Annotated in this window: 13 protein-coding genes; 11 read left to right on the forward strand and 2 right to left on the reverse strand. The window is 28.6% G+C overall.

All coding sequences use genetic code 11. The features are described 5' to 3' along the window. Nucleotides 1-15 precede the first annotated feature (15 nt). The 5 genes from uvrB to pgsA are packed head-to-tail and all read left to right on the forward strand — an operon-like array spanning nt 16 to nt 5752. Entirely contained in the window at nt 16-2187 is a 2172-nt protein-coding gene (uvrB, locus tag AC5YGC_RS05720; RefSeq protein WP_496139268.1) for an excinuclease ABC subunit UvrB, read from the forward strand. Then, nucleotides 2169-2921, forward strand: a complete 753-nt coding sequence (locus AC5YGC_RS05725; protein WP_496139269.1) for an SDR family oxidoreductase — start codon at nt 2169-2171, stop codon at nt 2919-2921. The genes uvrB and AC5YGC_RS05725 overlap by 19 nt, the downstream gene beginning before the upstream one ends. Beyond that, complete coding sequence (locus AC5YGC_RS05730; protein WP_496139270.1) at nt 2918-3343, forward strand: dihydroneopterin aldolase; 426 nt, start codon at nt 2918-2920, stop codon at nt 3341-3343. Before AC5YGC_RS05725 ends, AC5YGC_RS05730 begins: the two co-directional genes overlap by 4 nt. Next, nucleotides 3330-5165, forward strand: a complete 1836-nt coding sequence (gene uvrC, locus AC5YGC_RS05735; protein ID WP_496139271.1) for an excinuclease ABC subunit UvrC — start codon at nt 3330-3332, stop codon at nt 5163-5165. The genes AC5YGC_RS05730 and uvrC overlap by 14 nt, the downstream gene beginning before the upstream one ends. Before the next feature lie 2 nt (nt 5166-5167). Next, entirely contained in the window at nt 5168-5752 is a 585-nt protein-coding gene (gene pgsA, locus AC5YGC_RS05740) for a CDP-diacylglycerol--glycerol-3-phosphate 3-phosphatidyltransferase (protein WP_496139272.1), read from the forward strand. Between the two features lie 5 nt (nt 5753-5757). Here the strand turns inward: pgsA and AC5YGC_RS05745 are convergent, their stop codons facing one another. Then, nucleotides 5758-6630 carry a branched-chain amino acid aminotransferase gene (locus AC5YGC_RS05745; protein WP_496139273.1) on the reverse strand — a complete coding sequence of 291 codons (873 nt, stop codon included), beginning with the start codon at nt 6628-6630 and terminating at the stop codon, nt 5758-5760. A gap of 71 nt (nt 6631-6701) precedes the next feature. Here AC5YGC_RS05745 and AC5YGC_RS05750 point away from each other — a divergent pair, with 71 nt between their 5' ends. Genes AC5YGC_RS05750 through AC5YGC_RS05760 form a run of 3 tightly spaced genes read left to right on the forward strand, consistent with a single transcriptional unit; the run spans nt 6702 to nt 9109 of the window. Beyond that, complete coding sequence (locus AC5YGC_RS05750) at nt 6702-7139, forward strand: MarR family winged helix-turn-helix transcriptional regulator (RefSeq protein WP_502314006.1); 438 nt, start codon at nt 6702-6704, stop codon at nt 7137-7139. After that, on the forward strand, nt 7132-7809 hold the full coding sequence (locus tag AC5YGC_RS05755; RefSeq protein WP_496139275.1) for a response regulator: 678 nt from the start codon (nt 7132-7134) through the stop codon (nt 7807-7809). The genes AC5YGC_RS05750 and AC5YGC_RS05755 overlap by 8 nt, the downstream gene beginning before the upstream one ends. Continuing rightward, nucleotides 7790-9109 (forward strand): ATP-binding protein, encoded by a 1320-nt coding sequence (locus tag AC5YGC_RS05760; RefSeq protein WP_496139276.1) that lies wholly within the window; start codon nt 7790-7792, stop codon nt 9107-9109. The genes AC5YGC_RS05755 and AC5YGC_RS05760 overlap by 20 nt, the downstream gene beginning before the upstream one ends. On the opposite strand, the gene AC5YGC_RS05765 is transcribed toward AC5YGC_RS05760, so the two are convergent. Further along, nucleotides 9087-9341, reverse strand: coding sequence for a hypothetical protein (locus AC5YGC_RS05765; RefSeq protein ID WP_496139277.1), 255 nt, complete (start codon nt 9339-9341; stop codon nt 9087-9089). The two genes, AC5YGC_RS05760 and AC5YGC_RS05765, sit on opposite strands and share 23 nt — an antisense overlap. Before the next feature lie 46 nt (nt 9342-9387). Between AC5YGC_RS05765 and lgt the strand changes: the two genes are divergently transcribed. The 3 genes from lgt to pgeF are packed head-to-tail and all read left to right on the forward strand — an operon-like array spanning nt 9388 to nt 11958. Then, the gene (gene lgt, locus AC5YGC_RS05770) at nt 9388-10152 is read left to right on the forward strand and encodes a prolipoprotein diacylglyceryl transferase (protein WP_496139278.1); all 765 of its coding nucleotides are present in this window, start codon (nt 9388-9390) and stop codon (nt 10150-10152) included. Continuing rightward, nucleotides 10149-11192 (forward strand): SAM-dependent methyltransferase, encoded by a 1044-nt coding sequence (locus tag AC5YGC_RS05775; RefSeq protein ID WP_496139279.1) that lies wholly within the window; start codon nt 10149-10151, stop codon nt 11190-11192. Before lgt ends, AC5YGC_RS05775 begins: the two co-directional genes overlap by 4 nt. Before the next feature lie 4 nt (nt 11193-11196). Next, nucleotides 11197-11958 (forward strand): peptidoglycan editing factor PgeF, encoded by a 762-nt coding sequence (pgeF, locus tag AC5YGC_RS05780; RefSeq protein ID WP_496140315.1) that lies wholly within the window; start codon nt 11197-11199, stop codon nt 11956-11958. The last annotated feature ends 6 nt before the right edge of the window (nt 11959-11964 follow it).

Below are 11964 nucleotides of genomic sequence, written 5' to 3' on the forward strand. Positions count from 1 at the left end.
ATAGTTTTATAGATAATGCAAAATACTTATCAAGATTTAATTACAGATATACAGAGTAAAAATCCTGAAATTCACCAGAAACTAGAAGGTGGAAAAAAATTTAAACTTGTTACAGATTTTAAACCTGCCGGTGATCAGCCAGAAGCAATAAAACAACTAGTTAAGGGTGCAAATAAAGAAGAGTTAAACCAAGTTTTGCTTGGTGTAACAGGTTCTGGAAAAACTTTTACAATGGCCCAGGTAATTGAAAAAACTAATAGACCGGCTCTAATACTTGCTCCTAACAAAACACTAGCTGCACAGCTTTATGGAGAGATGAAATCTTTTTTTCCAGACAATGCCGTTGAGTATTTTGTATCTTATTATGATTACTATACACCAGAAGCTTATGTTCCAAGGTCTGACACTTATATTGAAAAAGAAGCATCTATTAATGAACAAATTGATCGTATGCGTCACTCAGCTACTAGATCACTATTAGAGAGAGATGATGTAATTATTGTTGCAAGTGTTTCTTGTATCTATGGTCTGGGCTCTGTTGAGGCGTACAGCAAGATGACGTTGAGTTTAAAGAAAGATTATGAATACAGTAGAGAGCAACTAATAAAAACTTTAGTAAATTTACAATACAAAAGAAATGATCAGAGTTTTTATAGAGGAACTTTTAGAGCTCGAGGAGAATATCTTGAAATATTTCCCTCACACTTTGAAGATAGAGCATGGAGATTAAGTTTATTTGGCGACAAACTAGAAAAAATAGAAGAATTTGACCCTTTAACAGGAGATCTAATACAAGATTTAGATGTAATAAAAGTTTATGCAAATAGCCACTACATCACTCCTAAACCAACTATAGAACAAGCAATCATTAAAATTAAAAGAGAATTAGAAGTAACTTTAAAAAAATTCAAAGAACAAAATAAATTACTTGAAGCGCAAAGATTAGAAGAAAGAGTTAAGTTTGATTTAGAAATGATTGAAGCAACAGGGTCTTGTGCTGGTATTGAAAACTATTCTCGTTTTTTATCTGGAAGAAAACCAGGAGAACCACCTCCCACTCTATTTGAATACTTTCCTGACAACACTCTTATTTTTGTAGATGAATGCCACGTAACAGTTCCTCAATTAAATGGTATGTACAAAGGAGACAGATCTAGAAAAAGTAATCTTGCTGAATATGGTTTTAGATTACCTTCTTGCATGGACAATAGACCTCTTAAATTTGAAGAATGGGATGCAATGAGAACCCAAACAGTTTTTGTATCAGCAACGCCTGGTCCTTGGGAATTAGAACAAGTTAAGGGTAAATTTGTTGAACAAATAATAAGGCCTACTGGTCTAATTGATCCACCAGTTGAAATAAAACCTGCGAAAAATCAAGTTGATGACTTGATGTATGAATGTAAAAAAACAATTGATAAAAATTTTAGAGTATTGGTCACAACTTTAACTAAAAAAATGGCTGAGGATTTAACGGAATATTTTCATGAAAATGGTATTAGGGTTAGATATTTACACTCAGATATCGATACACTGGAACGAATAGAAATCATGAGGGATTTAAGGCTTGGTGTTTTTGATGTCTTAGTGGGAATTAACCTTTTAAGAGAAGGACTAGATATTCCAGAGTGTGCATTGGTTGGAATTTTAGATGCTGATAAAGAGGGGTTTTTAAGATCTGAAACTTCTTTAGTTCAAACTATTGGAAGGGCTGCAAGAAACTTAGAAGGAAGAGTTATTCTTTATGCAGATAAAGAAACTAAAAGTATAAAAAAAGCAATTCAAGAAACAGATAGAAGAAGAGCAATTCAAGTTGCCTATAATAAAAAGCATAATATTGATGCTGTTTCTATTAAAAAAGAAATCAGCGATGTGTTGCAGAACGTTTATGATAAGGATTATTTAAAAGTAGGTACTGGAGACAATATTGGTGGAAATTTAAAGAAACACTTAAAGATGCTCAACAAAAGAATGAAAGATGCAGCCACAAACCTTGAATTTGAAGAAGCTGGTAAAATTAGAGATGAAATAAGAAATTTAGAAGCATCAGAGTTAGAAATTGTTTTAAACCCAAAAATAAAACACTATAACCAAGAAAATAGAACATATCCAAAAGGTAGATCAACAATGGGCTTACCTGGTACAAGAGCACAAAAAGGTAAGAAAAAATGGAAGCAAACAAAATAATTATCACTGGAGCCGCAACAAGAATGGGTGCTGCCATTGCAAAAAAACTCTCAGGTCCAGGAGTTGAAATGGTAATTCATTACAATAAGTCTAAATCTGAAGCTGAAAAATTACAAAAAGAATTATCAAAAAATAAAACAAAAGTTTATTTGGTAAAAGGTGACCTTGCAAAAGAACAGGATTTAAAAAAAATTATAAAACTCTCAAAGTCAAAATTGAAATACTTTGATTGTTTAGTTAATAATGCTTCATTGTTTGAAAATGATAGTCTTAAAAATTTTTCTTCTAAAAGCTGGAACCAACATATTGATGTAAATTTGAAAGCACCCGCATATCTTACAAAAGAATTTTCAAAAAATGTTAAAGGTAAAAATAACAATATTATAAATATTATAGATCAAAGAGTTTTTAAGTTAACTCCCTTTTTCTTTTCTTACACTTTAAGTAAAACAGGGCTTTACACTCTTACAAAAACTAGTGCTATGGAATTAGCTCCAAACATAAGAGTTAATGGAATTGCACCTGGACCAACTATTAAAAATAAAAGACAAACTGACATGCATTTTAAAAAGCAGTACTTAGCAACCCCTTTAAAACAGCAGGTAAATGTAAAAGACATATGTTCTGCTGTTGACTTTTTTATCAAAAACAGTTCAATTACAGGTCAAGTAATAGCAATAGATAGTGGACAAAGTTTAAACTGGCAAACACCAGATGTAATCGGAAAAGAATGAAGAAAAATAATTTAAATATTGTCAAAATAGATAAAAATAAAAGTTTATTTAATTACGAAAAAAAAATTCTTATTAAAAAATTAACTCTAGATTTAAAGCTTGGTTATTATGATTTTGAAAAAGAAAAGACTCAGAAAGTAAAATTTAGTTTAGAGATTGATTATGAAGATAGAAAACCAACAAATGACAAAGATATTAAATCAATTGTTAATTATGGTCAGGTTGTAAAATTAATTACAAAACTTGCAAAAAAGAAGCATTATAATTTTTTAGAAACACTTGCCGAAGATGTTTTTGATGTATTATTTAAAGATAAACGAATTGGAAAAATTATGCTTCAAATTGAAAAATTAGAAATTATAAAAGAATGTGCCTCTGTTGGTATCCAAATTACCAAAAAAAGAAGTCATGAAAAGCTCTGAATTAGGCAAAGACGTAATTAGAAAAGAACTCCCATTAATTCCTAAAAGTCCTGGAGTTTATCGAATGCTTGATCATAAAGATGTGATTTTGTATGTAGGTAAAGCAAAAAACCTGCCCAATAGATTAAAAAGCTATGTAGCTGAAAAAAATCATATCATCAGAACAGCAAGGATGCTCTCTCAAACTTTTAAGTTAGAGATAACGACTACTGCCAATGAAAGTGAAGCACTTCTTTTAGAGGCTAATTTAATTAAAAAATATAAACCTAAATTCAATATATTACTTAAAGATGACAAATCTTTTCCCTTTGTTTTCATCAGTAATAAAGACCAATGGGCACAGGTTACAAAACATAGGGGCAAAAAAGATAAAGAAGGATTTTACTTTGGACCGTTTGCTTCAGCAGGAACTGCAAATTGGACCATTAAGATGCTTCAAAAAATATTTCAAATTCGAGTTTGTGATGATAGCACGTTCAAGAATAGAAAAAGACCCTGCATTCTTTATCAGATAAAAAGATGTTCTGGTCCTTGTGTCGATTATATTGATAAAGAAGATTATAAAAAATCAGTAGATCAAGCAATTCAGTTTGTATCGGGTAAATCAAGAGATATACAAAAAAATCTATCTAAACAAATGGAGGAAGCCAGCGAAAAGCTGGATTTTGAAAAAGCTTCTATTTTTAGAGATAGAATTAAATCCTTAAATATAATTCAATCATCACAAAGAATTAATGAAGCCAATCTAGTTGATGCTGATGTAATTGCTGCCTATAAAGAATCTGGCAAAACATGTGTTCAAGTATTTTTTTACAGGTCCAAACAAAATTGGGGTAACCAAGCTTATTTTCCAAAACATGATCCTGATCAGGACGTATCTGAAATAATGTCTTCCTTCTTGATGCAGTTTTATGAAAATAAAAATGTTCCAAAATTAATAATTATTAATACAGAAATTGAGGACAAGAAATTAATTGAAGAAACTTTAAGCAAAAAAGAAAGTAGCACAATCTCTATTAATGTAGCAAAAAAAGGTACTAAAGCTAAAGTTATCGCTATGGCAGAAAAAAATGCCAAAGAGTCACTTAATAGAAAAATTTATGAAACAAATAATAATAAAAATTTATTTGAAGGTGTAGCTAAAAAATTTGATCTTAAAAATAGCCTAAATTTAGTTGAGGTTTATGATAATAGCCATATCTCAGGAACCAATAGCGTAGGCGCTATGATTACTTTTGGAAATGAAGGATTTGTAAAAAAAAGATATAGAAAATTTGACATCAAGACAAAGGGTGCTGAACAAGATGATTTTGCAATGTTAAAAGAAGTTCTGACAAGAAGATTTAAGAGAGCAATGCTAGAGAAAGGAAATTATTTAACTCTTCCTGATTTAATATTAATTGATGGTGGTAAGGGTCAATATTCATCTGCCAAAGAAGTATTGGATGAATTTGGCTTACATGATCTTCCTATGATTGCTATTGCTAAGGGTAAATTAAGAAATAGTGGCGATGAAACTTTTTTCTATAAAGGAAATTCATTTAAATTTGATAAGAATGACCCTACCCTCTTCTTTATGCAGAGATTGCGTGATGAAGCGCATAGATTTGCTATCACCTCTCACAGAGCAAAAAGAGCAAAAGGAATTACAAAATCTTTATTAGATCAAATTGATGGTATTGGATCGATTAGAAAAAGAGCTCTATTGAACCATTTTGGCTCTGCTCGAGCAGTAGAATCTGCAAGTTTTGATGAGATTAAATTAGTTGAAGGTGTTGAGGAAAAAGTTGCAAAAAAGATATATAACTTTTTTCACGAATAATTATGCTTAAAAAAATTCCAAATATTTTAACAATTGGTAGGATAATAATTGTACCCTTTTTTGTTCTAGCATTTTATTTGCCAGGCTTTTATGGTGACTTAACTGCATGCGTATTGTTTGTAATTGCTTCATTTACTGATTTTTTAGATGGAATGTTGGCAAGAATGATGGGCGAAGAGTCTAAGTTAGGTGAATTACTTGATCCTATAGCAGATAAAATTATTGTTGCTACTGCACTTATATTGCTTGTTATGAGTGGAACCATTAAACATTATGAGGTTATTGCTGCAATTATAATACTTACAAGAGAAATACTAATTTCAGGCTTAAGAGAGTTTCTAGCTAGAGGGCAAATTAAATTACCAGTAACTAATTTAGCAAAATTAAAAACTTTTTTACAAATGGTTGCCATAGCTCTTTTACTGACAGGTGAAACTGGTAATAAAATTTTAAATTTTCAAGATTATAATGCTCAAACTATTGGTATAATCCTGCTTTGGCTTTCTGCATTTTTAACTCTGTATACTGGTTATGAGTATTTAATAAAAGGTATTGACCATGCAATGTCTGAGGATAATAAAAAGTAAATAATCTATTTTTTTCTAACTAAAGCTTGATAGCTTTCATTTAAATCAATTATAGTTTCACAAACTTTGAATTGATTATCAGCAATACATGATACGGGTGTTACTTCTGCAGCTGACCCAGTTAAAAAACAACCAACAAAATCTTTTAACTCTTCTGGTTTAATTTTTCTCTCATTAATTTTAATTTCTTTAGATTTTGCAATCTCAATAACAGTTCTTCTTGTTATTCCGTCTAAAAAACAATCTGGAATTGGAGTGTGTATCTCTCCGTTTTTATCTTTAAAAAAAATATTTGCTCCAGTTGCTTCTGCAACATTTCCTTCATGATCTAGCATTAAAGAATCTGTATAACCTTGCTGTTCTGCTTCATGTTTTGACAGGGTGTTGATCATATATAAGCCAGATGCTTTTGTGTCCCACGGTATTGTATTTGGTGCTGGCTTTCTCCAGTTTGAAATATTTAATTTAATTCCATTAACTTTTAATTTTGGATCAAAATAAGAACCCCAATCCCAGGTTGCTACAGCAACATGAATTTTTGTTTGCTGTGCAGAGATTGCCATCATTTCACTACCTCTCCAGGCCATTGGTCTTACATATCCATCTTTTATATTTTGAACTGAAATAATTTTATTACATGCATCATTTATTTCTGTTTCTGAATATGGCATTGTAATTCCCATTCTTTTAGCTGAATAAAAAAGTCTTGTAGTATGCTCTTCTAATTTGAATATTGATCCGTCATAAACTCTTTCTCCTTCAAATACACAGCTAGCATAATGTAATCCATGATTTAAAATGTGAATTTTTGCATCAGCCCAATCAACAAGCTCGTTATTATACCAGATTTTACCAGATCTTTTATCGTAGGGTATCATGTATGAAATAATTTAAATTTTTTCCTAAAATTATCTTTGTATCTATAATATGTCAATATAACTTACCCATAATGAAAGAACTTTTATATTTAAAAGACACTCAGTTAAAGCAATTGATTGAAAAGTTATTTACAAGTTATCGTGAATCTTTTTCAGATGCCAAGAAAACCTTAGATAAATACTCTATAGGTATAGCTCACCACAAAGTTTTACATCTATTATCAATGTATAAGGGGATTACAATTTCTGACCTATTAAAAAAGCTAAAAGTTACTAAGCAGAGTTTAAATAGAGTTTTAAAAGATTTAATTAAACTTGATGTTATTTTTTTTGAAAAAGATCAACAAGACACAAGAGTAAAACACATTTTTTTAAATGAAAAAGGAGAAAAAATTTTTGATGAGATATTTTTGACGCAAAAAAAAAGAATTTATAACGCTCTTTTAAATTCAAGCTCTGATCAAGTCCTAAACTTTGATAATGTTTTAAAGAAAATAATTAATGAATGATTTTGCAGCCCATATTTTAATTGTAGATGATGATGAGGGAATTAGATCTCTAATTAAACAATATTTAAATGAAAATAACTTTCTAGTTACTACATCGGATAGTGCAGAAAACGCTGAAGAAAAAATTTCAATAATTAAATTTGATTTGATTGTTTTAGATGTAATGATGACAGGCAAAAGTGGCCTTGATTTTATCAAGCAAAATAAATCTAAGATTGATACCCCTATAATTTTATTAACAGCTAAAGGAGAAGCAGAAAATAGAGTTGAAGGTCTAGAGATGGGTGCTGATGATTATTTGTCAAAACCTTTTGAACCAAAGGAACTTACTTTAAGAATAAAAAATATTTTAAATAAAACAAAAAGAAATGATGAAAAAAGAATTATAACCTTTGATAATATTAAAATTGATCTTAACAAACTTTTAATCATTAAAAATGATACTGAATATAAAATAAATAGTACTGAAAAAATTATATTAGAAAAAATGATTAACAATCCTGGCAAAACTTTTTCAAGAGAGGATATTGGCAAACTAACTGACCTTGATAAAGAAAGATCAATAGATGTAATAATTACAAGACTTAGAAAAAAAATAGAAATAGACTCAAAAAATCCAAAATACTTACAAACTTTAAGAGGTGCTGGTTATGTTTTATGGATTGAATAGTTTTGTAAAAAATTTACTCCCCAAAAGATTATTTTATAGAGCTTTATTAATCGTAGCAGTGCCAATAATTGTTCTTCAAGTAGTTATAACAATTGTTTTTTTTGATAGTCTTTGGATTAAAACAAATAAAGGTATGACAAGAGCATTGATCGGTGAGATGAAAACATTCATAGCAGCTTACGATAATAGAAAATATAATAATAACGACCTGTCAGGCTTATTCTCAATTTATTTAGATCTTAATGTTGAGTTTAAAAAAGATGATTCATTTAAAAAACCTCAAAAAGAAAGATGGTTTAGCCCAATAGATAGAACGCTGAGGAGAGAACTAAAATCTAATATGGGCTCTAAAAATTACTGGTTTGATACAACGAGTTACAAAGAGCTTATTCATATAAATATTAAACATAACGACGGTTACTTCGAATTTTTTATCCCAAAAGATAGGGTAGCAAGCTCATCTGCTAGAATATTTGCACTATGGATTACCTTACCAGCTCTACTAATGATAACTATAGCCATATTATTTCTGAAGAATCAAACAAGGCCAATTATAAACTTAGCTAAAGCTGCAGAAAAATTTGGTAAAGGGGAAAATATTGATGAGTACAGACCATCAGGAGCCTTAGAGATCAGACAAGCAGGTTTGGAATTTGATAAAATGAGAAAAAGAATAATGAGGCACCTAAATCAAAGGTCTGAAATGTTATCCGGTATAAGTCACGATTTAAGAACACCCTTAACAAGACTAAAACTTCAGCTTTCTTTTATGAAAGATAAAGATTTATCCGAAAAAATGTCTTTAGATATAGATGAAATGGAAAAAATGCTTAATGAATATCTACAGTTTACAAGTTCATCTTATTTAGAAAAAGATGAAACTTTTGATATTTCTGAATTAATCAAAATCACAATAGATAAATATAATAATGATAAAATAACTAAAGAAATAATTCCAAGAGTTTATATGAATGGAAGAAAGAATTTAATACAAAGATCTTTAAATAATTTAATTGATAATTCAATTAAATATGCTGAAAATATAAATTTTCATCTATCAAAAAAAGACAGTAACATAATAATTACTATTGATGATGATGGAGTTGGCATTCCTAAAGAAGAGTTAGAAAATGTTTTCAAACCATTTTATAAAGTAGATAAAAGTAGAGGGGATTCTAAATCTAGTGTTGGTCTTGGATTATCAATTACATCTGACATAATCAAATCTCATGGAGGAAATATTTTATTAGAAAAATCTCCTTTAAACGGTCTTAGAGTTAAGATTTTTTTACCTTTGTAGATTTTTTATTTGGACTTTTTTTTTCAAATTTGTTGATTTTTTTTTCTAAATTTTCAACTCTTTTAATTAATATATCCGTTTCTTCTTTGCTAGTTAATTTCATTTTAAAAATGATTTCATCTCTTTTAGATCTTAAAACATTTATGATTTCAGAGCTTAAATCTTTATAAGAAATTAGCCCTTGCTCAAATAGCTTTGTTAATTTATCAATTACAAATTTTGATTTTGTCATATATTCGTTTATAAAATTAATATACTTTATACGTAGTTTTTTAAAAATGTTTACTAATAATTTTGACCCAGTTGCGTTTCAAATATTTTCATTAGAAATCAGATGGTATTCTTTGGCTTATATTATCGGTATTGCACTTGGTTGGCTGTATTGTAAAAAAAAATTAATAAAAGACTCTCATATTCTTCAGCTATTTGATGACTTCATAACCTATCTTATTATAGGTATGATTTTGGGGGGTCGGCTTGGATATACTTTATTTTATAATCTAAAATATTATTTAGATAACCCTATTGAAATATTAATGGTTTGGAATGGCGGAATGTCATTTCATGGTGCTTTAATTGGAATTATAATTGCATCAATATTGTTCTCAAAAAAACATAATACAAATTCATTTATATTTTTAGACTTAGTTGCCTTATCTGCTCCAATTGGGATTTTTTTCGGTAGAATTGCCAATTTCATAAACTCAGAGCTTTATGGGAGAGCCACAGACCTCCCTTGGTCAGTTCAATTTGTTCTAATAGATAATATCAAAAGACACCCCTCTCAATTATATGAGGCTTTTTTTGAGGGGATAATTCTTTTCTTTGTACTTGGGTATTTTTTTAAAAAAGATTATTTAAGAGTACCTGGAAAAATCTCTGCTTTATTCCTAATCTTTTATTCTCTATTTAGATTTTTTATAGAATATTTTAGATCTCCAGATCCACAAATCGGCTACTTAGTTTTAAATCTAACATTAGGCCAATTGATAAGTATTCTTTTTTTCATGACTGGGGCTTATCTTTTATCCTTAAAAAAATGAAAATTAAGGATAATGACTCGTTTACTCTAGATAAGTTTATAGAGGAATCTCTTTATAACAAAACATCTGGATACTACATGAAAAAAGATCCCTTTGGAAAAAAGGGTGATTTCATAACTTCACCCAACATATCTGTATTATTTTCAGAAATGATTGCAATTTGGGTAATTTCATTTTGGCAAAATCTAGGTTGCCCTGAAAAGTTTAATTTAATTGAGTTAGGTGCTGGTAATGGTGAAATGATGAAAGTTTTAGTCAATACCTTTGATAAATTTCCGATATTTAAAAATTCTTGTCGTATTAAGATTTTAGAAAGAAGCAAATTACTTAAAAAAAAACAGAAGGTTAATATTAATAAAAAAAATATTAAGTGGTTAAATGATTTAAGCGAATTAGATAATTTACCATGTATCTTTTTAGCAAACGAATTTTTTGACGCTTTGCCTATTAAGCAATTTATAAAGAAAGAAAGAAAATGGTTTGAAAGATATGTTAGATTTTTTAATAATAAATTTGAATATTTCGATGTTCCTTTTGATATGGAAAAATTTGAAAATAAAATTAAATTTAATATTGCAAAACAGCAGAACTTTATTGAGTATTCACCTCAATCAACTGAATACTTAAAAATTATTAACAATAAGATTAAACGTAATAATGGTGGAATTTTAATAATAGATTATGCGTATATTGATAAAAAAATGAAAAATACCCTGCAAGCTATATCGAAACATAAATATTGTGATGTGCTAGAGGGATTTGGTGATTCTGATATTACTTATAATTTAAGTTTCAATTTGATAAATAGAATAGTTAAAGAATTAAGCTCACTTACCTCAATGAATACTACTCAAGGTGAGTTTTTAACAAAACTTGGTATTCTTGAAAGAGCAGAAATATTGTCCAAGAAAATGTTATTTAGTGAAAAAGCTGATATTTATTTTAGAATAAAAAGGCTTATAGATAAAAATCAAATGGGTGAATTGTTTAAAGTAATGCTAATTACAACAGATAAAAATAAATTTAAATTGGGGTTTTAAACTGATTAAGTCAAAGAAACTCAACAAATTTAAAAACTTACAGCATGCATTCTTTAATAGAAGGGGTGGAAAATCTCTAGGTATTTTTAAGAGTTTAAATTGTGGTCTTGGATCTTCAGATAATAAAAAAAATGTTTTAAAAAATCTTCAAATCGTTCAAAAGAAAATTAAAACTAAACTTAAAAAAATTATCTTACTTAAGCAAATTCACAGTAATAAATTTCATTTTATAGATAAAAATCTAAAACTTAAAAATTATAATTTTGAGGGAGATGCGCTAATCACAAATAAAAAGGAATTTCCTATAGCTATATTGACTGCTGATTGTGCCCCAATACTAATTTATGATGAGAAAGAAAAGATGATTGCAGCAATTCATGCTGGCTGGAAAGGTGCTTTCAAAGGGATAATTAAAAAAACGTTAAATTTTATGATAAAAAAAGGCTGTGCTTCTAAAAATATTACTGCTGTTATTGGGCCATGTATTTCAGTAAAAAATTATGAGGTAAAAAAAGATTTTATTAAAAAACTCATCAAAAAAGATAGGAAAAATAAAAAACTTTTTAAAAAAATTCAAAATAAAGATTTCTTTAATTTAAAAAAATACATCCATTCTCAATTAAAGGCCTTAAATATAAAGAAAATTGATATAATTAATAAGGATACATTTAATCCTAAAAATAGTTTTTTTAGTGCAAGAAGATCTATTAGCCGCAATGAGAATGATTATGGTAGAAATATTTCTGTAATTATGATTAATTCATAATATCTC

This window comes from Candidatus Pelagibacter sp. uisw_138 (assembly GCF_059512485.2).

Excerpts from the sequence above, each read along its gene's own strand:
- uvrB (WP_496139268.1), top strand. The coding sequence starts at position 16 with ATGCAAAATACTTATCAAGATTTAATTACAGATATACAGAGTAAAAAT.
- AC5YGC_RS05725 (WP_496139269.1), top strand. The coding sequence starts at position 2,169 with ATGGAAGCAAACAAAATAATTATCACTGGAGCCGCAACAAGAATGGGT.
- AC5YGC_RS05730 (WP_496139270.1), top strand. The coding sequence starts at position 2,918 with ATGAAGAAAAATAATTTAAATATTGTCAAAATAGATAAAAATAAAAGT.
- uvrC (WP_496139271.1), top strand. The coding sequence starts at position 3,330 with ATGAAAAGCTCTGAATTAGGCAAAGACGTAATTAGAAAAGAACTCCCA.
- pgsA (WP_496139272.1), top strand. The coding sequence starts at position 5,168 with ATGCTTAAAAAAATTCCAAATATTTTAACAATTGGTAGGATAATAATT.
- AC5YGC_RS05745 (WP_496139273.1), bottom strand. The coding sequence starts at position 6,630 with ATGATACCCTACGATAAAAGATCTGGTAAAATCTGGTATAATAACGAG.
- AC5YGC_RS05750 (WP_502314006.1), top strand. The coding sequence starts at position 6,702 with ATGAAAGAACTTTTATATTTAAAAGACACTCAGTTAAAGCAATTGATT.
- AC5YGC_RS05755 (WP_496139275.1), top strand. The coding sequence starts at position 7,132 with ATGAATGATTTTGCAGCCCATATTTTAATTGTAGATGATGATGAGGGA.
- AC5YGC_RS05760 (WP_496139276.1), top strand. The coding sequence starts at position 7,790 with ATGTTTTATGGATTGAATAGTTTTGTAAAAAATTTACTCCCCAAAAGA.
- AC5YGC_RS05765 (WP_496139277.1), bottom strand. The coding sequence starts at position 9,341 with ATGACAAAATCAAAATTTGTAATTGATAAATTAACAAAGCTATTTGAG.
- lgt (WP_496139278.1), top strand. The coding sequence starts at position 9,388 with ATGTTTACTAATAATTTTGACCCAGTTGCGTTTCAAATATTTTCATTA.
- AC5YGC_RS05775 (WP_496139279.1), top strand. The coding sequence starts at position 10,149 with ATGAAAATTAAGGATAATGACTCGTTTACTCTAGATAAGTTTATAGAG.